The organism is Lacticaseibacillus sp. YLM2-1 (genome assembly GCF_056583465.1).
Genome location: NZ_CM152617.1, coordinates 1,505,716 through 1,526,556 on the forward strand (window position 1 = coordinate 1,505,716; position 20,841 = coordinate 1,526,556).

At 46.1% G+C, this 20,841-nt stretch carries 18 protein-coding genes and 1 other RNA gene; 8 read left to right on the top strand and 11 right to left on the bottom strand.

Translation table 11 applies throughout. The features are described 5' to 3' along the window. The first annotated feature begins 19 nt into the window (after positions 1-19). Positions 20-418 (top strand): ribonuclease HI family protein, encoded by a 399-nt coding sequence (locus tag AC07KQ_RS07305; RefSeq protein ID WP_003575133.1) that lies wholly within the window; start codon positions 20-22, stop codon positions 416-418. 240 nt (positions 419-658) lie between these two features. Here the strand turns inward: AC07KQ_RS07305 and AC07KQ_RS07310 are convergent, their stop codons facing one another. Continuing rightward, a complete protein-coding gene (locus AC07KQ_RS07310; RefSeq protein WP_003575135.1) occupies positions 659-1,261 on the bottom strand; it encodes a nitroreductase family protein in 603 nt (200 codons plus the stop codon). Between the two features lie 309 nt (positions 1,262-1,570). On the opposite strand from AC07KQ_RS07310, the gene cls reads away from it, so the two are divergent. After that, positions 1,571-3,040 carry a cardiolipin synthase gene (cls, locus tag AC07KQ_RS07315; RefSeq protein WP_003565543.1) on the top strand — a complete coding sequence of 490 codons (1,470 nt, stop codon included), beginning with the start codon at positions 1,571-1,573 and terminating at the stop codon, positions 3,038-3,040. Between the two features lie 68 nt (positions 3,041-3,108). On the opposite strand, the gene AC07KQ_RS07320 is transcribed toward cls, so the two are convergent. Together AC07KQ_RS07320 and AC07KQ_RS07325 are read right to left on the bottom strand one after the other, a co-directional pair. Further along, positions 3,109-3,435, bottom strand: a complete 327-nt coding sequence (locus tag AC07KQ_RS07320; protein ID WP_003565545.1) for a hypothetical protein — start codon at positions 3,433-3,435, stop codon at positions 3,109-3,111. Between the two features lie 151 nt (positions 3,436-3,586). After that, positions 3,587-5,038 carry a helix-turn-helix domain-containing protein gene (locus AC07KQ_RS07325; RefSeq protein ID WP_016387815.1) on the bottom strand — a complete coding sequence of 484 codons (1,452 nt, stop codon included), beginning with the start codon at positions 5,036-5,038 and terminating at the stop codon, positions 3,587-3,589. Positions 5,039-5,412: 374 nt separating this feature from the next. Between AC07KQ_RS07325 and nrdH the strand changes: the two genes are divergently transcribed. The 3 genes from nrdH to nrdF all read left to right on the top strand — a co-directional run bounded on the left by nrdH (position 5,413) and on the right by nrdF (position 8,917). Next, on the top strand, positions 5,413-5,643 hold the full coding sequence (gene nrdH, locus AC07KQ_RS07330) for a glutaredoxin-like protein NrdH (RefSeq protein ID WP_003575141.1): 231 nt from the start codon (positions 5,413-5,415) through the stop codon (positions 5,641-5,643). Positions 5,644-5,712: 69 nt separating this feature from the next. Further along, the gene (nrdE, locus tag AC07KQ_RS07335) at positions 5,713-7,884 is read left to right on the top strand and encodes a class 1b ribonucleoside-diphosphate reductase subunit alpha (protein WP_003565551.1); all 2,172 of its coding nucleotides are present in this window, start codon (positions 5,713-5,715) and stop codon (positions 7,882-7,884) included. A gap of 52 nt (positions 7,885-7,936) precedes the next feature. Further along, positions 7,937-8,917 (top strand): class 1b ribonucleoside-diphosphate reductase subunit beta, encoded by a 981-nt coding sequence (nrdF, locus tag AC07KQ_RS07340; RefSeq protein WP_003565553.1) that lies wholly within the window; start codon positions 7,937-7,939, stop codon positions 8,915-8,917. A 76-nt stretch (positions 8,918-8,993) separates the two neighbouring features. Here nrdF and AC07KQ_RS07345 read toward each other — a convergent pair whose 3' ends face one another. Both AC07KQ_RS07345 and AC07KQ_RS07350 read right to left on the bottom strand, forming a co-directional pair. Beyond that, positions 8,994-9,875, bottom strand: coding sequence for a LysR family transcriptional regulator (locus tag AC07KQ_RS07345; protein ID WP_003565555.1), 882 nt, complete (start codon positions 9,873-9,875; stop codon positions 8,994-8,996). Between the two features lie 227 nt (positions 9,876-10,102). Continuing rightward, positions 10,103-12,007, bottom strand: a complete 1,905-nt coding sequence (locus AC07KQ_RS07350; RefSeq protein ID WP_016387814.1) for a M13 family metallopeptidase — start codon at positions 12,005-12,007, stop codon at positions 10,103-10,105. Positions 12,008-12,246: 239 nt separating this feature from the next. Here AC07KQ_RS07350 and lplA point away from each other — a divergent pair, with 239 nt between their 5' ends. Next, positions 12,247-13,260, top strand: a complete 1,014-nt coding sequence (lplA, locus tag AC07KQ_RS07355; RefSeq protein ID WP_003565559.1) for a lipoate--protein ligase — start codon at positions 12,247-12,249, stop codon at positions 13,258-13,260. Between the two features lie 113 nt (positions 13,261-13,373). On the opposite strand, the gene AC07KQ_RS07360 is transcribed toward lplA, so the two are convergent. The 6 genes from AC07KQ_RS07360 to AC07KQ_RS07385 form a co-directional block, all read right to left on the bottom strand. Next, the gene (locus AC07KQ_RS07360; protein WP_003565593.1) at positions 13,374-13,601 is read right to left on the bottom strand and encodes a hypothetical protein; all 228 of its coding nucleotides are present in this window, start codon (positions 13,599-13,601) and stop codon (positions 13,374-13,376) included. A 155-nt stretch (positions 13,602-13,756) separates the two neighbouring features. Beyond that, positions 13,757-14,695, bottom strand: a complete 939-nt coding sequence (locus AC07KQ_RS07365) for a phosphoglycerate dehydrogenase (protein ID WP_016387813.1) — start codon at positions 14,693-14,695, stop codon at positions 13,757-13,759. A gap of 132 nt (positions 14,696-14,827) precedes the next feature. After that, a complete protein-coding gene (locus AC07KQ_RS07370) occupies positions 14,828-15,970 on the bottom strand; it encodes a THUMP domain-containing class I SAM-dependent RNA methyltransferase (protein ID WP_019893510.1) in 1,143 nt (380 codons plus the stop codon). A 422-nt stretch (positions 15,971-16,392) separates the two neighbouring features. Next, an RNA gene (gene rnpB, locus AC07KQ_RS07375) (RNase P RNA component class B) lies at positions 16,393-16,758 on the bottom strand. 12 nt (positions 16,759-16,770) lie between these two features. After that, a complete protein-coding gene (gpsB, locus tag AC07KQ_RS07380; protein WP_003565600.1) occupies positions 16,771-17,166 on the bottom strand; it encodes a cell division regulator GpsB in 396 nt (131 codons plus the stop codon). A gap of 55 nt (positions 17,167-17,221) precedes the next feature. Beyond that, entirely contained in the window at positions 17,222-17,797 is a 576-nt protein-coding gene (locus AC07KQ_RS07385; protein WP_003565602.1) for an SLOG family protein, read from the bottom strand. Between the two features lie 66 nt (positions 17,798-17,863). Here AC07KQ_RS07385 and recU point away from each other — a divergent pair, with 66 nt between their 5' ends. Together recU and AC07KQ_RS07395 are read left to right on the top strand one after the other, a co-directional pair. After that, on the top strand, positions 17,864-18,490 hold the full coding sequence (recU, locus tag AC07KQ_RS07390; protein ID WP_003575155.1) for a Holliday junction resolvase RecU: 627 nt from the start codon (positions 17,864-17,866) through the stop codon (positions 18,488-18,490). Beyond that, a complete protein-coding gene (locus AC07KQ_RS07395; RefSeq protein WP_003575157.1) occupies positions 18,483-20,789 on the top strand; it encodes a PBP1A family penicillin-binding protein in 2,307 nt (768 codons plus the stop codon). Before recU ends, AC07KQ_RS07395 begins: the two co-directional genes overlap by 8 nt. Positions 20,790-20,841: the final 52 nt, after the last annotated feature.

Here is a 20,841-nt window from a genome sequence, read left to right on the forward strand (position 1 = left end):
CACTTCCTTAGGAGAAATTATGCTTAAACTATACACAGATGGCGCGACAAAAGGCAACCCAGGACCCGCTGGGATCGGCATCTTGGTCAGTGGCTTGCCCCATCAAATTCAAAAACATGCTGCACTGCCAGCAATGAGTAATCATGAAGCCGAGTTTGCAGCCGCAATCGCTGGTTTTGAACTGCTGATCCAAGCCGGCTTAAATACAACACCGGTCGCCTTCTACAGTGATTCCAAGCTTGTGATTCAGGCGATTGAAAAGCAATACGCTAAGCACTATCCCGACCTAGCAGGCCGTTTGCTGACCTTAATCGGTCAATTTCCTTTAGTATTGCCAAACTGGCTGCCTGACCGGGCCAATCGCGGCGCCCATATGTTAGCTCAGCAAGGGTTGCGCCAATCTGAAACTAAAATATAAATTTTCGGCAAAATTGCGTCATGACTAGAACAATCGAGGCAAAAAGCAATTTTCCTTGCCAGACGCCACTCTCGTCGGTACTGGCGCCGTGATCATTAAGTTCAAAAAAAGCTTGTTTCTGAGAAAAGAAAAGGCAACCATTTCCTTGTAGACGGAAACGGTTGCCTTTATTAATGGTTGTGAATAATATCCCAACCTTGTCGTCTCATCACGACAATTTTAAATTAAGCTGATGGGTGCTTATTTCAAAACTTTAAACTGATCTTTTCGATCCATGTAATCTTTATCTTTTGCTGAACCTTCAATGGAACCAAATGGCATTTGTGCCCGTAAGTTCCAGTTGGTCGGGATATCAAAGGCTTCACGCACTAAATCGTCAATGATTGGATTATAGTGCTGCAGATTCGCGCCGATGCCATTGTTCGCCAAGGTGACCCATGTGTTGAGTTGTGCGGAACCTTGCGCCTGTTCTGCCCAAGTCGCAAAGTTTGCCGCATATAATGGGAAATTATTCTCCAATTGCTTTACAACGTCAGTATCGGTGAAATACATAATGGTACCGTAAGCTGCTTTAAAGCTGGCAATTTTCTGCTTGGTTGCTTCGTAAGCCTGCTCAGTCGGCACTTCACTCTCCAGCCGCTTGACGACAATATCCCACAGCTTGTCATGCTGCTCGCCAAACAGAAAAACAGCGCGCGTCGTTTGTGAATTAAACGCAGTCGGCGTCTCCTGAATGACGGTTTCAATCAAATCCACTAAGTCATCCGGATTCTGTTTAACATCTTTGCCAAGTGCATAAATTGAGCGGCGTTGCTTTAAAAGATTCAGTAAGTCTTGATTCACGAGAAAACCACCTTTTTATAAATTAAAGCGTGCGCTGGCGCAGTTAGAAACCGGCGTGTAAGCAGTCTTGGCGGTGATGGCCAGGTTTTGGTCATTGCCGCCAAGATCCTTACACGCAGGTTTCTGCGCCTGCAGACGCATTTCAGAACAAGTATCATTCTACCAACTGACTAAAAGTAAGTAAACCCCAAATATCAACATTTTCTTTCCTCCTACCCAAATATTTCGCAAATCCTCCTATTTGCCCCTCCAACGTGACAGCCTCGCTTCGCTTGAGTACAATGAACTTATTCTTCTTGGAGGTGCGGTATGTCGCTGATTACCTGGCTTATTCTTATTATTTTGGTTTTAAACACCTTCGGGGCAATCTTCACGGTTCTACGCGAGGTCCGAGATATCTCAACGACTTGGGCGTGGTTGCTAGTGCTTATTTTTTTACCGATCGTCGGGTTTGGTTTTTATTTATTTGCTGGCCGCGGCTTATCAACGAAAAAATTGCAACGGATTCAACACGAATATGAGTCTGGCGTAAAAGCATTTGTCTCACTACAAAAGCACGAAAACGCCCGGAATAAGTTATTGCCACCGACTGATTACACGCCAGCGGCCAAGGCTTTAACCGCCTTTTTTCTGAATACCGCGCAAGCACCGGTCCTTGCCCATAACCAAGTGCAACTTTACACGGATGGCGAGAAAAAGTTTGCGGCGTTATTCCGCGATATTGAGGCCGCTAAAGATTATATCTATGTTGAGTACTACACCATTTACAATGATGAATTAGGCAATCAATTCCAGCAACTGCTGATCAAGAAAGCTAAGGAAGGCGTTGTTGTAAAGGTCCTATATGACGCTTGGGGTTCCATGGGCGCTACAGCAAAGTGGTGGCGCCGGCTGACCGACGTTGGCGGGCAAGCCGAAAGTTACTTTAGTTCCAAGCATCCCATCACTGACTTTCGTTTGAACTATCGTGATCATCGCAAGATCGTTGTCATTGACGACCACGTCGGGTATATCGGCGGGTTTAATGTTGGTGACCAATACGTCTCCCGCAAACCTAAGTTCGGTTATTGGCGCGACACACATTTGCGCATTATCGGCAATACGATTTACGCTTTAAAAATTCGCTTCACCATGGATTGGAATGCAACAGTCAGCAAAAAAGACGAAATTGCTTATAGTGTTGAACAAGATAGTGCCGATAGTGTCACTGCCGACAGTTTGACAGCCGGTGCAACGCCTATCCAGATCGTTGCTTCCGGACCTGACCGCCCAACGCAACAAATTAAGTTGGGATACACCAAGTTAATCACCAGTGCCACCAAATCTGTTTGGATTCAAAGTCCTTATTTGGTGCCAGATGATACTGTGATCGACGCTTTAGTATCCGCTGCCATGTCAGGGATTGATGTTCGCATCATGATTCCTGACATGCCTGATCACCCGTTCATTTTCCGCGCGACACAATACTATGCGAATTATTTGACTCGCGCTGGCGTGAAAATCTACCATTACGAACACGGCTTTATGCATGCGAAAACGGTGGTTGTCGATAATGCCATCGCCAGCGTTGGCTCGGCAAATTTCGATATTCGTAGTTTTAAGCTGAATTTTGAAATTAATGCGTTTATTTATGATCGTAAAGTGGCCAGTAGCTTAGGCCAGATTTTCGAGGCTGATATGGCGCGCAGTTACTTACTGACGCCTGAGCTAATCGCCAAACAAAGCAGTTGGCTTCGGTTTAAACAAGACTTCTCACGGTTATTATCACCTATTCTTTAAGTAAAAACTGGCGCTTTATTCTGAATGATGTCAGAATAAAGCGCCAGTTTTTACTATATAAAGCTTCATTAACGTTGCCAGTCGTCCAAGACTTTGGTGTGGCCGACTAAGTAATGAATCGCGGCATGAACAAGTTCGTCACGGGCAGCGGTGAGATCGTCACCTTCAAGATCATATTTATCACGCAAATAGCCGGTGGCAATCGCCTGATACTCTTTACGCGCCTCACCATCATCTTTTAAATAATCGTCAATCGCGTTGATATTATCTTTCGCCCGTTTAGCCAATTCTTCGGCCAAATCGTCGACATGCGGCTGACGTTTATGCGCATAGTCCATGAGCGTGTCATTCATATCCACAACGGCGGCTTCATCGGCTTGCTTGTCTCGTTTCATTTTGTCATCTCCCAATAAAACAAGTATGCGCCTGCTAATCCATTTTTTAAAGCTGATCGTGATGCCTTTGCTATGTGCTACTAGCTATCAAAAGTAGTCAGGCTGGTGCTAGGCATCAAAGCAAACCTGAACATTTCAAAAATTAATTATTTCAGTGGGCTATTAATTTACGAGAACGCGCGAATAATTCCTGATAAAGTTGTGACCAGCTTTCAAACCGATCACTAGCAAGATAAAAGACTGGTGTATCTGGTACAATAGGTTCTTCTCCAGGCGCAAGATTTTGCGCCGAGATAACAAGATCAGGCTGTTGCTCAGTCGTCACTAGCCGAATATACGCAGGCTGAGTCAAGTTGAGACGAACGGTTTCATATAACGGCTGCGGCATTAAAGGATCAAGTGCTACCTTGAGCTTATCAGCAATCGCACTGTCCGTCATAAATGGCCACAGCAGTTGATAGAACCCGTCAATGATCTCTTTTGATGCATTTTCCAATGGCGCTTCGCGAGCGAAAAAAGCCTCCAAGGCAGCTTCTAATCGCGGATAAAAAGCACGCATTGGACTCGCTGTTCGCGTGAGATCAATATAGGCGCCACCGGGGAAAATGCGCTCGCTGATTAAAATCTTCAAGAGATTCCCTGCCAACGCTAGATCTGTTGTTACTGTCGGGGCAATCCCGACAACTGTTCGACTGAACTCGTTGCGGATTTTCTCGACTAACTGCCATGCAGGTGTATTACGCGCTGCGTGATAGCCAACTAGAGTAGCGGCATCAAATTGTTGTTCCGAGTGAAACCGAGGTACGCGCCACTGAGTTAAAAAAAGATGCCATGTTTCATCCTCAGCAGCCTTTCTCGGCAGATTATCAAACGCACTCGGTAGTGCTGCAGTTAGTGTTGGCCGAGGTGCCAATTCGTCAAAATCAAGGGTACCAACGATGGAGTGATTCGCTAACAATCGGTGTAGATGAACATTAGCTGCGAATAGAAGCTGCGCCCGCGAAAAATCTGATTGGATCAGACCAGCTTTGTCGAGTTCGCGCATTAATTGACGCGACTGCGGCAAAATTTCCGAAAACAAGGGATGGGCAAAGTCGACAAACTGCCACAATAATTGCCGGTAAACTTGTCTAACGCGGGCTTCCGGTCCAATAAGCGCTAAAGGATTTAGGCTGATGGTAACGCCGGCTTTCCGCAAATAAAGGCGCAAAGCCGAGATTCGGCGGAAAAAGGCGGCTCGTGAAAACCCGGTTTCATCCAAAAGCATCTGCAGTGTCAATTGAGGCCGCTTCAGCGTCTGAATCAATAGTTGTCCCGGCAAGGACCGCCTATATAGAAAGATACGATAACGATCTAGACTGATTGATGGTGGTGCAATCATATTACCATCGCCGCGTCGCAGTAATGGTGCAGCGTCTGACTGCATCGTGACCAAGTCTGCGGCAATTTTTTCCATCCGGCGTCGGAGTTGGCGGTAACTCTCACCACGGGTTATGGCGGTGGCAGCAATATCCAGCCGGTGCCCCGGGGCCTCCCACAACGTGCTGTAGATATTGATGCGATCTCGCTCTTCCCGATCGAGAAATAATTCATCAAAGACCATAAAGAAGGCCTCCTCGAAAGCGTTTGCTACAGTATAGCAAAGGTAGCAAAAAACCCGATAAGATATGCTCATGGTTTTTTAAGCTTTTTTTCACGGTCTCAACTGATTTTTATCGTAAATATTTTTGGTCGGGTTTTTTCGTCAATACCGTGACGTTGATACAAAGTTGCTCTTCAGCTTCAACAAATAGTTGACGGTTGCGACTGGTTTTCGCCATACGAACTTGGTATACTAAAAGTAAGCAAAAGTGTCAGCCAATACCATACACTTGGGGTATTCAAAAAAATAGCCCCAAGATATGGTATTTTTAATTGACAGGCACCCCAATATTGAGTATCCTAAGCTACATAAGATAACGAGAAAGGATGATACCTATGCGTAACATCACCTTATTCACACGCAATGGCTGCCCGCAATGCCGGATGACCAAGCGCTACCTTAACACCCATAAAATTCCATTCACGGAGCACAACATCAACGAAGAGCCGCAATACATTGATTACTTAAAACAAAAGGGGTTCCAGCAGGTTCCTGTTCTCGAAGCGGATGGGCTCGATTCATTCTCCGGGTTCCGACCGGACGCCTTGAAGCAACTGGCTGTTTGATCAGCCAGTTTTTTTATCGCATCACAACGCAACCAGCTATTATAAAACGCAGCGAAAGCAGGGTTTAGCATGTCATTAAAAACAATTAGTCCGGATCAAGTCACCTATTACGCGCTCAACAACGAGATCAACATTCCTGTGAATGACCAGATTCCGTTGAACAAAGACAAGGAAGCGTTGCAGGCATTTTTGACCGAAAATGTTGCGCCAAATACGATGCAATTTGATTCGCTGGCTGATCGACTGAAGTATTTAGTCGATAACCACTATTATGAAGCCGACTTTTTGAACAAGTATCAGCCAGCTTTTTTGGAAAAACTGGATCAATTTCTTTCAGCGCAGCATTTTCAGTTCAAATCCTTCATGGCCGCCTACAAATACTATGCGCAGTATGCCTTGAAAACCGATGACGGTACCCAGTATTTAGAAGATTTTAAAGATCGGGTTTTTGCCAACGCACTTTTCTTTGCAGACGGTAACGAGGACTTGGCAGTTGACCTTGCTGATGAAATGATTCATCAACGTTATCAACCAGCCACCCCTTCCTTCTTGAATGCTGGCCGGGCCCGCCGTGGCGAACTGGTTTCATGTTTTTTGTTGCAAATCACTGATGACATGAATTCAATTGGCCGGGCGATCAATTCGGCCTTGGAATTGTCCCGAATTGGTGGCGGCGTTGGCCTCACCTTGTCCAACCTACGTGAAGCCGGTGCCCCGATTAAGGGCATTGAAGGTGCCGCTAGCGGCGTCTTGCCAGTCATGAAGCTGTTGGAAGACTCTTTTTCCTATAGCAACCAATTGGGCCAGCGACAAGGTGCCGGTGTTGTGTATCTGAACGTTTTCCATCCTGACATCATCAGTTTCTTAGGTGCCAAGAAGGAAAACGCGGACGAAAAGTACCGGGTCAAAACACTCAGTCTTGGCGTTGTCGTACCAGATAAGTATTACGACCTCATTAAGGCTAATGCCGATATGTACCTCTTTTCCCCTTACTCGGTTGAACGGGTTTACGGGAAGCCGTTCTCTTATGTTGATATCACCAAGGAATATGACAACATGGTTGCCAATCCGGCCATTAAGAAGTACAAGATTAAGGCCCGTGATCTAGAAAACGAAATCTCCAAACTTCAGCAGGAATCTGGTTATCCTTATATTATCAACATTGATACGGCAAATCGCGCCAACCCAATCGAAGGCAAAATCATCATGAGTAATCTGTGCTCGGAAATCATGCAGGTTCAGGTGCCTTCCAAGTTGAACAATAAACAGGAATATGAAGTGCTGGGTACTGATGTATCTTGCAACTTAGGTAGCACGAATATTCCCAACCTGATGCATAGCCGCGACTTTGGCCGCAGTGTCGAAGCAATGGTTCGTGCTTTGACTTATGTCACGGACCACAGCAACATCGATGTTGTACCTTCCGTCCAGCACGGTAATCACCAGGCTCACAGCATTGGCCTTGGTGCGATGGGCTTGCACACTTATTTTGCGAAGAATCATATGTTCTACGGTTCGCCTGAAAGCTTGGACTTCACCAATATTTACTTCCTTTTGCTGAATTACTACACCCTGAAGGCATCCAATAAAATTGCCCAAGAACGCGGCGAAAGCTTCCACAACTTCGAAAACAGCAAGTATGCGGACGGTAGCTACTTCGATAAGTACACCGAGCAAGTATGGGCACCGAAGTATGACAAGGTTCGCGCGCTGTTTGATGGTATTCACATTCCGACGCAGGCTGATTGGGAAGCGCTGAAGACCAGTGTCATGAAAGATGGTCTCTACCATCAGAACCGCATGGCTGTTGCGCCAAATGGGTCGATCAGTTACATCAACGACACCAGTGCATCATTACAGCCGATCGTTAACCGCATTGAAGATCGGCAAGAAAAGAAGATCGGCACGATTTACTACCCTGCTCCAGACCTTTCTAATGACACGATGCCTTACTATCAAAGTGCCTATGATATTGATATGCGTAAAGTGATTGACGTTTACGCTGCCGCCCAGCAGCATGTCGATCAAGGAATGGCCATGACGTTGTTCATGCGCAGTACCATTCCGGCTGGCCTTTATCCTTGGAAAGATGGCCGAACCGATAAAATGACCACCCGTGATTTAAATATTTTGCGTAATTACGCACATCATAAGGGCATCAAGTCGATTTACTACATCCGGACTTACACGGATGATCAAGAAGAAATTGGCAGCAACGCTTGTGAAAGCTGCTCAATCTGATAATCTTTTAACAGGGGGAGTTTCCCCTGTTTTTACATAAGGGAGCGTAAACATGGCAAAACAGTACATTGCGATCAATTGGAACGCGATCGAAGACGAAGTTGATAAAGCAACTTGGGAAAAATTGACGGAACAATTTTGGTTAGACACCCGGATTCCGCTGTCCAACGACTTGGACGACTGGCGATCTCTCAATCATGACGAGCAATGGGTTGTCGGCCACGTATTCGGTGGCTTGACCTTGCTGGATACCCTGCAGAGTCAGGACGGCATGGCAAGTTTGCGGCAAAATATTCGCACCCAGCAAGAAACGGCTGTGTTGAACAACATTCAGTTTATGGAAAGTGTGCATGCAAAGAGTTACTCTTCGATTTTTTCAACGCTAAACACACCAGCAGAAATCGATGAGATCTTCGATTGGACCAACCATAATGAACATCTGCAATATAAAGCCAACAAAATTAATGATATTTATCATAACGGTTCAGCGTTGCAGAAAAAGATTGCCAGTGTTTTCTTGGAAACCTTCTTGTTTTATTCAGGCTTCTTTACCCCGTTGTATTACTTGGGCAACAATAAGCTAACTAACGTGGCAGAAATCATTAAGCTGATTATTCGTGATGAAAGTGTTCATGGCACTTATATCGGCTATAAATTCCAGCTCGGATTCAACGAGTTACCGGAAGCTGAACAACAAACATTGAAGGATTGGATGTACGACTTGTTGTTCGATTTGTATGAAAACGAGGAAAAGTACACTAACGATCTTTACGCGAAAACTAACTGGACGGATGAAGTTTTGACTTTCTTGCGTTATAACGCCAACAAAGCCTTGATGAATTTAGGCCAGGAAACTGCTTTTCCTGACACGGCTGATGACGTCAACCCAATCGTAATGAATGGGATTTCAACGTCTACCGCCAACCATGACTTCTTCTCACAAGTTGGTAATGGTTACCGGCTGGGTCAAGTTGAAGCGATGCAAGATGATGATTATCAGTTCTCAACTGAAGATGAAGACCACGACAAATAAAGCCGTCGCGGCAACAAAAAAAGCCACTGCAATGTTTTGCGGTGGCTTTTTTGTTTTGGTCTGATTAGGACGATGATCATTCACTGTCTTTAATGGTTTGCTTCATCATACTAAGAAAACGTTGCGCGATTCTGGACAACTCGCGATCACGTTTCCAGACAAGCGCTACTGGGTCCGCTAATGCTGGTGCTAATGGTCGGAAGGTCAATGATGTGTTAGGACTTTGGGTGGCCAAATATTCAAGACACAAGGCTCGTCCTAAGCCGACAGCAGTCATCCCAAGCGCATCAACGGTCAGGTCATAAGTCCCAACAATGTAAGCCGGATCCATGCCTTGGCCTAACCAGTGTTCAAATGTGTTGCGTGCGTGCGTGGCCCGCGGCAGGATTAATTCACTGTCGCCAATGTCCGTTGGTGTCATCAATAAATTATCAGTTAACGGATCATCACTGGTCATCAAAATACCCCAAGCATCACGAACTGGCAGTAGCAAACTTTCATACTGCGTCTGCTGCTTGCCAGGCCGCAGTATGAAATCATACATGCCGGCCTCAAGATTGGCCACCAGCCCTTCATCCGAGCCATAGGTAACATGAACATGCAAACCGGGGTATTGATGGCGCAATTCTTGGGCAACATGAAGAACCAACCGTTTGCCGCTGGTTTCGCTTGCACCAATGTAAAGGTCACCACCAAGGGCATGTTTACTTTGCAAATTATTCTTTGTGCGCTCGGCAATTGCGGTGAGTTCACGTGCCCGGTTTAACAAATAGGTACCATCTTCAGTTAGCGTCACACGTCGATTACCACGAACTAGTAATTTAACGCCGAGCTCTTTTTCCAAGTCTTTTAATTGGCGCGATAGTCCGGGTTGTGAAATGCCCAGCGTTCGTGCCGCCGCGGTAATACTGCCGTGGTCAGCAATCTCAATGAAGTTGCGCAACGTCTGCAGTTCCATAAACTCCCCTACTTCCTATCAGCCTTGTTTATCGCAAACGGCTTCCTATAACAATTATACCCTATCCGACAACGATTGTATTCCCTTTCACACAGCAGGACGCAACTATTTTGTAAGTCACGCTCGCCACGGGTAATTTATTTAAATCTAGTCACTCGCATCTCTTGCAAAAGATCCCAGCCTGATTCAAAAAAAGCACCGGCTGCAAATGAGCCGATGCTAAAGGATTACCAAATTTGAACACGTTTTTCGGGTGGCAAATACATCCCATCACCTGGTTGGACATCAAAAGTTGTGTACCAATCATCAAGATTGCGTGGCTGAATGTTCGCCCGCAATTCGTGTGGTGCATGCACATCAACCGCTAGTAGCATTTTTTGCCGTTCGAGGCGAGACTTTGAACGCCAAATTCTTGCCCAGTTGATGAAGAAGGCATGCAGATCAACGTCCGGTTCTCTCTTGGCTGTATCTAAAGCCGCAGCCAAGCCGCCAGCATCAGCGATGTTCTCAGAAACAACGAGTTTGCCATTAACTTTACCGGCTTCAGTTTCAAGACCGTCAAATTCTTGGATCATGGCTTCGGTGAGCTTGTTAAAGTGAGCATAATCAGCTTTTTGCCACCAGTTCACCATATTGCCAAGTTCGTCAAATTGAGCACCGTTATTGTCAAAACCATGGGAAATTTCATGGGCAATGACCGCGCCGATACCGCCCAGATTTTCGGAAGCACTTTGTTTCAGGGAATAGAACGGCGCCTGCAAAATGGCGGCTGGGAAAGTGATGTCGTTCTTGGAAGGATCATAACTGGCATTGACCAAGTGACCTGGCATATTCCAGACGGTGCGATCAACAGGCTTGGTGAGTTTGTCGAAGTTGTACTGAAGCTCAACAAGTTGCATCGCGTTGATATTATCGATCAGTGACTTATCCGGATTAACGTGCAGCAAATCGTAGACGTTCTCAGGTTTATCGGGATAACCCATTTTGAGCACCATCTTGTCGAGCTTAAGAATCGCCTTGTCCTTGGTCGGTTGTGATAGCCAATCAGAGTTGCTGAGTCGCCGTTTGTAAGTGGCAATCATTTTTTGGACAAGTTGTGTTACATCAGCCTTCGCCTTTTCGCCAAAATAAGTGCGGCCGTAGTAAATGCCAATTGGTTCGCTAAAGAAAGCGTTGGCTAATCGGTAGGCGTGTTTGGTTTGATCCGGTGCTTTGGGCGCACCGGATAGCGCACGGCTAAAAGTACCGCCTAATTGGCGCAATGGTTCGCTTAAAAGACTAACAAGACTGTTTAGCCGGGTGACATACAACCAGTCGCGATAATTGCTGAAGTTAGCTTCGTTGAACAACTGCGTAAACTCATCCAAGAACCGCGGATCATTCACAACGACCGTTTCTGGCACCTGTTTAAAGATCTTTTGCAAGAAGTCAGCAAACTTGAATGGCTTGAGTTTTTCAACGACCTCCGCTGTCGGCATCGGGTTGTAGGCCTTAGGGTAATCTGCCCACTCTTCAGAACTCTTAACATGTTTCGCAATTTCTGCATCAAAGGCCAAGGCGCCAGCTAAAGTTGCCTTTTGCGCAGCAGCGTCAAGATCTGTGTAAGCTAAAAGCTTAGCCATCATATCTTTGAAAATGGTCATCAATTGTTCGCCGTTTTGATTGCCCTTGGCGTAGTATGTGGTATCCGGCAAAATGGTTCGTGGACCCATCAAATTAATCACATTTTTGCTGGTGTCTTTCATGTCAGCATCTACGTAGAAATTAAATGGCGGGTCAATCAGATGGTCCTGAAGCAGTTCGGCTGCCTGTTGATTGTAATCCGCAAGGTCTTTAATGCCGGCAACCAAATGTAGTTGCGGCAAGGCTGGTGCAAAGCCCGCTGCGTCTCGGGTCTTGAAATCCTTGGCTTGTTTGTACAGCGTCACCGCAGATGCAAAATACTTGTCTGGCGCCGTTTTTTTGCCGTCAGCAATCGCTGAAAAATCAGCCATCATTTTTTCTTCGACTTCATCGGCAAGGTCCTGAAAACCGCCAGTACTGCTTTTGTCATCAGGAATGACTGCCTGATCCGTCCAAGCCCCGTTAACTGCCCGGTACAGATCATCTTGGTAGCGCACTTCACTAGTCATTAAAAAGCCCCTTTCAATATGAACAGATATGTCATAATCTTAACGCACTTCTCATTTGCGTGCACGGTTGAATCGCTTTTCAGCCATATTCCTTTTAGTTGAGAACAATGAAGAACTGATTAAGTCAATTGTTCACAATCGAAATCGTTTTCTTTTTAATGATTAACCCGCTAAAATGGAGCATGAAGTCAAATCGATGGCTAGTCGTCAATGGCAGTCATCATTCAGGAGGATTGAAAATGTATTATGTCATTATGAAGTCTCATGATATTCGTGAGAATCTGGCAACAGAACAATATCTCATGAACTCGAAACAATTTGATGAACCGTTACTGCTGTTCTACTATGAAAAGCCGAGTGTGATTGTAGGCCGAAACCAGAATACGCTTGAAGAGTTGAATCAAAAATACGTGGAGGATCATAACATTGTTGTGACGCGCAGGTTGTCCGGTGGCGGCGCAGTTTATCATGATCTCAATAACTTGTGCTTCTCGTTTGTGGTTGACAGTGACTCTGAAGAATTTGGTGACTTCAAATCCTTCACACAGCCGATTGTTGATGCAATTCATACTTTAGGGGCGACTAGCGCTGAAGTTTCTGGCCGTAATGACATGCTGGTCGACGGTAAAAAGTTCTCTGGCAGTGCTATGTATACACGTAACGGCAAGACGTTCTCCCATGGTACTTTGATGCTGGATGTTGACATGAGTGTGATTCCTAACGTCTTGAACGTCCCAGAAGACAAGATCAAGAGTAAGGGCATTAAATCTGTTAAGAGCCGTGTGACGAACTTGCGGCCTTATCTAGATAAAAAGTATCAAAACCTCACTGTTCCTGAATTCCGCGATATTCTTTTGACTCGGTTGTTCGGCGTTGATGACGTCGCTGAAATCAAAGACAAAGAGTATCACGTCACCCCAGAAGACGAAGTCGAAATTAAAAAGATTTACGATGATGTTTACAACAACTGGGATTGGGTATATGGCCATAGCCCGGAATTCACCACCAAGAAGCGGAAGCATTTTGACTATGGGACGATTGATGCTCGTTTCGATGTCAAGGAAGGCAAAATTGCTAACGTCAAATTCTATGGTGATTTCTTTGGTCCTAAGGATGTTGCGGATGTTGCCGGTGCGTTAAAAGGCAAGCCTTACACGTCAGCAGCCATTAAAGACACTTTAGATGCCATCAACACGAATGAGTACTTCACCAATATTCCTAAGGACGATGTGGTTAACCTGCTCGTACCATAATCGCATCAGTTTTTAGAACTTAAGGCAGCACGGCCAAATGCTGTGCCGCCTTTTTTCATGCAAAAAGGACAACCTTTAACAGGCTGTCCTTCGATCGATCAGCGATTGATCGCTCAATTATATTTAATTTGACTAATGGCGTACGCCTGAATCCTTTTCGCTCCCCGACCTGTTGCCACGGTGATCACGCCGCGTTCATTATAAGGTTTGACAGTCGCGGCCTCAATATCGACCACGCGTCCCTTGAACCGATGGCGATCAATCGTATTGATCGCGACCTCATGCTGCGTGTGCAATGCATCTTGAAGCAAGTTGGTAATTTCTTCCGGGCGTTGTGCCATAAGCAATTCCTCCTTCATCTAAGAGCAGACGAGCGAAAAACCTGTCCGCAGATGTCTCAATGCGCATCGCTGCTAGCCGCGGTGAACATCAGTCAGCGACGATGCAGTGACTGAAATCGGTTACAGCTTCAGTATAACGGTTGTGTCGAAAAATTTCAGTATCCGCGCGTGAGATCAACTTGATGGCTTGCCAATTGGCCGCTTGATATCAAGGTTTTGAGGTTATCATTAAATATTTTAAAAACTTTGTCGCGTAATTGCGGCACCGTGCCCGAAATATGCGGCGTGAGCAAAACGTTCGTCATGCCCCATAATGGTGAGTCTTGCGGCAGTGGTTCCGGATCCACCACATCCAAGGCAGCAGCACTGATTTGCTTGTTTTTCAATGCCTGCGTCAAAGCAGCCATATCAACTGACGGCCCACGGCCAATGTTAATGAAAAGCGGTTGTTTGCTAGCGGCTGCAAAGAATGCTTCATCATAAAAGTGTTTTGTATCTGGCGTTAATGGTAACGCGTTGATGACGACATCTGCTCGCCCTGCTGCCTCATGGGTCGCCGCATCCGTCATCACTTGGTCAAATCCTGCAGCCGGACGGCCATGTGCACTCACGCCAATCGTGTGCAAGCCCAATGCCTGAAGTTTGGTCGCAATCGTTGATCCAATATGACCGGTGCCAAAAATGACTGCTGTTTTGCCCTTAAGCAATGTCATTGGCGGTCGCTCTTGACGTAATGTCCACATGTCGCGATCTGCTCGAATGGCTGGCAAAATACCGCGACTGATCGTAAACAAGACGCCAAGCACATACTCCGCAATGGGTTCGGCGTGAATGCCGCTTGTATTAGCCAGCAAGACATGGTGTTTAGCCAACTCAGCCAATGGTAAATAATCAACGCCAGCGGACATCGCCTGCACAAACTGAAGTCGGTCAAAGTTCACGCGGGTAACCGCAGCATTCCAACCATAAACCACGTCAATTTGTTGAGCCGTGGCATCATCAAGCTTGTCAGCATCGATGACGGTGTGTCCCGCTGCTTCAAGTGTTTGGCGCTGCTCCGGCTTCAGACTAAAGCTGTTTAGAATCTTCATCATGTCGCACTCCTTTTCAAAAAACGCGTTCGTAGGCGCAGAAACCTGCGTGTAAGGACCTTGGCTCCATTGGCCAAAGTTCGACCATCACAGCCAAGGTCGCTCACTTACACTCCGATTTCTAACCGCCCTTGGTCACGCTCTATCATGGTGCCAGTTAGGTTTGCCCCAATATTGGAAAAGATCGGTTCGGATAGTCCCATTATACAGCTTGCGGCGCTTGGTTGCCTTGCTGCCATAAGCCTTTTCAAAGCCCATGTCACTTGTCAAAATGTACTTGCTCCAAGTGGTTAAAGGCGCAAATGCTTGGCCCATTTCTGCGTATAATTGTCGAACCATGGCCTGATCGTTGAGCCGTTTCCCATAAGGTGGATTGGCAACAATGACCCCGTTTTCTTTGCTCGTCGAAAAATCTTTAACCGCCAATTGTTTAAACTGAATGCTATGCAGCAAGCCTGCTTGTTGCGCATTCAACTTGGCTATATCAATCATGTCACCGTTAATATCGCTTGCCTGAATATCTAATTCACGATCAAAGTCAGCTTGATCCATCGCTTCATCTTTGACGGTTTGTAAGACTGGCTGGTCAAAAAAGCCAAAGTTCTCAAAAGTAAATTGGCGTTGCAGACCCGGTGCAATGTTATGGCCAATCAAAGCGGCTTCAATCGCAATTGTGCCGGAACCAGTGGTTGGATCGACAAACGGCATATCCGGATGCCAGTTTGTCAACATGATCAACGCGGCCGCAAAGTTTTCCTTCAACGGCGCCTCACCTTTGGCAATTCGATACCCGCGTTTAAACAGACTTGATCCAGTCGTATCAAGCGTCAATGTTGCAATATCTTTTAAAATCGAAACTTCCAGCGGGTAAGTCGCGCCAGTTTCCGGTAACCGCGTCGTGCGATGATAAACCGCAGACATTTTTTCAACAATTGCTTTTTTGGTGATGGCTTGAACGTCCGGTTCTGAATGTAATTGCGAACGAACCGCTCGGCCCTCAACCGGGAACGCTGCGTCAAGCGGTAGGTAGTGATCCCAAGGTAACGCCTTAACGCCTTCAAAAAGCGCATCAAAAGTCAGCGCCTTGAATTGACCAACAACGATTTTAATTCGATCGGCACTACGCAACCAAACATTGGTTAGCGCGATTGTCTTATCATCGCCTTCAAAATAAACCTTACCATTTTCTGTTCGGGTTTGAATGCCAAGGGCTTTCAATTCTTTAGTTGTCACAGATTCAAGTCCGGCAGCCATCGTGGCAACAAGTTGATATCTCATATCGGTTTTCCTTTCATTCATGCAGCGTTTTTAGTGGTTAGTTTTAGTTTACAAGTTTTTGAGATGGTTTGGGGGAAAATGGTACTTGAGTTGGTGATTAGAAAGTGGTCGTGATGATCACAGGAATTTTTGTGTAAGGAATTTGAAGGTAAAAAATTCGTGGTTCTTTTAAACGCGCAAAAAGGCGCAGAAACTGACGTGTAAGGCCCCTTGAAGCAAGACAATGCCCGCGTGTGGAAAACCTCTGTTGGCTCTCCGAAACGCGCAAACAAAAGCAGAAACCTGCACGTAAGGACCTTGACCCTAATGATCAACGTACGGTCATTAGGGTCAAGGCCACTTACATTCCGGTTTCTAAACGCTTTTGTTTCCGCTCTTAAAAAAACAGCCCGGGTTTCCCCGGGCTGTGCCTGCATGTAGATCCCTATAAGCCATGTTTTGTTCCAGAACTTGTTCAGGCACAAGCTCCTTCAGTCATCATCTATCTCAGCGTTACCGCTGTATTGCCGTCGCTTCAATTTGCTTGGCAAAACGCCCCTACCAAAAGTTTGGGTTACTCGCTCGCGGGGTTTACCCGTTCCACCGCTCAGGTTTCCCTGATCGTTTCGTCACTGTGGCACTTTTCAGACCTACTAGCGCATAGCTGACGCCTTAGCGCGTTTGGCCGCCGTAGCCGTTTACACGGCCCCTAAGCTTATTGGGCTTAGCACGAACACTACAAGCATCTCAGCTTGTGCGGGCATGGACTTTCCTCAGCCTGCAAAAGCAGACCGCGATCACTCAGGACCTACATGTGATCATTAGTATTGGTCAACGTCGGAATGGTTGCCGTCATCATGATTGTCAACACTGCTATCAGATAGCTTTGAGCCGAACACATGACGTTCCAGATTACTCAGACGTTTAAGAATATCATAATTTGTCGCAGCCGCATTGGTTTGCGGCGTCTGCGCACTGACATTCTTGGAAACACTCAGCTGTTTGGTCAGCTCGTCGACCCGGCTAAACAGCTTGGTATTTTCTTCCTTCAGTCGATCAATCTCATTGGTGAAAGCTTCGTAATCGCGGATGATACCATCCAAGAATTCGTCAACTTCATCAGGATCATAACCGCGGACCTTGTTTTTGAACTTTTTGTCCAAAATATCCTTAGGCCCGTACTGGATGCTAAACTTTGTCTCTTTGTTACTATCCATTCCGACACACCTCATTGTTTTCATGGAACCAAACTATTAATTAGCTTACCATATCTCAATCATTTTGAAAATGCTCATTTTCAGCTTCTGCCATTGCTTGCGCTGTTTCTTCTAAATCATCCATGGTAATGAGTTGAACTGGATAATCACGACGGTCAGCCATCGCCTCTGCTGCTTGGTAATCCCATTTAGCTTTGCCTGGAAATTCTGGATCATAAACCAGCAGCGCTGCATCTGTATGGATGGTCATGAACCGGGTATAGCCCTGCAACTGCGCTGGTTGTTGATACGGTGCTTGCGAAACCGCATCAGAAAAGTCCACTTGTCCACGTAGGGCCGCCAGTTGACCTTGGTTATCTTCATTCCACTGCTTGCCAAAATCTGTGAATGGAACCATCATCGCAATTTTAAAATCTGGATACAATGGTTTGAGTCCTAAAGCAACCTCGACTGCCCACTGCTCCACGCCTAATTGCCCGCCAGTAATTAACCATTCCAAGCCTTCATCAAGAAACTGCATGAGCGTATTTTTTAATGAAGTTTTAAGTACCTTAAGTTTTGGGTCATTACTGCCAAAAACGTTGAGCTCATAGGCACGGTACCCCGTGACCCATAATCGTTTTCCAACCATGACTTACCTCCGATTATTAGGCCAAAGCGGCTGATATTGGTATAATAGCGCAAGGAGTGTGATCGCATGACCATTCATTACCCTAATGGTAATCCATACAAAGACGGGACGCAATTTTCATCACAAGCTATTTCGCGTCCAACTATCTATGGTGGACGCGGTATGACATTGGAAGAAGAATTGAACATCAGTAATCAATATTACCGCAGTATTGATAAAGCGGTCGTCTACAAGAAACCGACCCCAGTTCAGATTGTGAAAGTTGACTACCCTAAGCGAAGTCAGGCTGTGATTCGCGAGGCCTATTTTAAAACGCCGTCAACAACAGATTATAATGGTGTTTATCGTGGATTTTACCTTGACTTTGAAGCCAAGGAAACTAAAAATAAAGCGAGCTTCCCGCTAAAAAACTTTCATCAGCATCAGATTGATCATTTTCGGCGCTGTTTGAAACAAAGCGGGATCTGTTTTGTGGTCATTCGGTTTGCAACCCTGAAACGTCTCTTTGTTTTCCCTGCTGGTCGACTGATTGACTGTTGGGACCGACAACCAGACGGCGGTCGCAAATCGATTCCATTGAAGGATATTGTCACAAACGGATTCGAGCTTCATCCACAACTACAGCCGGTCATCCCCTTTCTTGATGGGGTTGACTGGTTGATTGAAACGAAAGTAGGTAATGTGCGTGGCTGATAATCAAAATATGTCGCGAATGGCCCGACGCCGCGAAGATAAGTTCACGAAAGGATCTGCCCCTAAACCGCCAAAACGATTATGGCGGCGAATTCTTAAGTGGACGTTGCTCGCGATCCTGGCATTTTTCATTCTCGGCGTTGGCCTGTTTTCTTGGTACGCTAAAGACGCGCCAGAAGTGACTCAGGCAAAATTAGAGTCAGGCGGTTCCAGTACCATTTATGATCGATCTGGCAATGAAATTACGACACTTGGTTTGGAAAGTCGGGATTATGTGAAGGCCTCGGAAATCCCGCAACAATTAAAAGATGCCGTCGTCTCCATTGAGGACCGGCGCTTTTATGATGAGAAATTAGGGGTTGATCCTGTCCGAATCATCGGGGCAGCGTTTAATAATCTAACAGGCACTAGCGATGGTTTACAGGGCGGCTCGACTTTAACGCAACAACTGATCAAATTGTCGGTTTTCAGTACCAAGTCCTCCGACCAAACCCTTCGGCGTAAAGCACAAGAAGCTTGGTTGGCCATGCAGGTCCAACAAAAATATAGCAAGGATCAGATTTTAGAGTATTACATTAACAAAGTTTTCATGAACTATGGTCAATATGGCATGAGCACGGGTGCTAAGTTTTACTTTAACAAGTCACTGAAGGATTTAACGCTTGCGCAGACTGCGTTTATTGCAGGCCTGCCGCAAAGCCCAGCCGGTTATGATCCCTATGAATATCCGCAAAAAGCAACTCAACGGCGCAATGCCGTCATTGATGCCATGTTGCGTGATAAAAAGATCACCGCGACGGCGGCTAAACAAGCCAAAGCAACACCAATCACTGATGGCTTAAAGCCAAAACAGCAGCAAACCAATACCGCAACCAATGACAAGGTGATTGATTCTTACCTCACTCAAGTGATTGCCGAAGTTAAGAAAAAGACCGGCCTCAATCCATATACCGACAACTTGGATATTTATACTAATATCGATATGGGCGCTCAGCGTCGGCTTTATGACATTGTTAACACTGACGAATACGTTAACTTCCCTGATGATGCCTTCCAGACCGGTGTCACGATGACCGATCCAAACAATGGTCAGGTTCTCGCACAAATCGGCGGTCGAAAAACTGGCGACGTCCGCTTGGCCTATAATCGTGCTGCACAAAATACACGTAGCAATGGGTCTACCATGAAACCGTTGATGGATTATGGACCAGCAATCGAATATCTGAATTACTCCACTTACGAGCAGATGACCGATGAACCGTATACGTATCCGGGCACGAGCATTTCACTTTATGATTGGGACAAGAAGTACCAAGGACGCATCTCTATGCGGACAGCACTTGAACAGTCACGAAATATTCCGGCGGTCAAGACCCTTAGTACTGTTGGCATGGCGAATGCGGTTAAATTCCTCAGTGGTTTAGGGATCAATTTGCCAAGTTCGGAACAATATCTCTCAAGTGCGATCGGTGCTTCTGTCAATACCGTTCAAGAAGCTGGTGCTTATGGCGCCTTTGCCAACGGCGGCACGTACTATAAACCGTACTATGTTAGCAAAGTTGTCACCGCTGATGGCAATACCCAAACCTTCAATAGTCAAGGCAGCCGGGCTATGAAGTCCAGTACCGCCTATATGATTACTGACATGTTAAAAGGCGTTCTGACCAAGGGAACCGGGACCTCGGCGGCTATTTCTGGACTGTATCAAGCTGGTAAAACTGGGACGACTGACTATAGTGATGCCGAACTCCAACAAAACCCCGCATTGAACGCAACTGGCATTGCCAAAGATGCCTGGTTCACAGGTTATACACGTAGCCGAGTCATTTCGGTTTGGACCGGTTATGATAAACCGACTTCACACGGGATTAGCTATGCTGAACAGACCATTTCACAAGAAATATACAAAGCACTAATGACTTATACGTCACAGAGTCTGACCAATCGTGATTGGACCAAGCCTGATACAGTTGAGTCTTATAATATTCTCAAGGGAAGTAATCCAGGAACGGCCATTACCGGCGGATCTGGTGATACGACTAAAGAACTCTACGTCCGCGGACACGGCCCAAGCAGCCGCAAAGCGGCAGTCGAGTCCTCTTCCTCGAGCTCAAGCAGTTCTGTTAGTTCCTCTTCACGAGAAAGTATTGAAAGCTCAAGTTCAGTTTCCAGCTCTGAGCCGGTGGTATCAGCCTCTGCCTCCTCTCAACCTTCAAATCAAGAACCAAGTGCTAGTTCAAGCGAACCAAGCACGCCTTCGGGTTCTGGCAGCGGCAGCGGTGGTAGTAACAATCCCTGATAACGACTAAGCTGCTTCAGTAAACCCTAAAAATAGCCTCATCCGCTTCTTG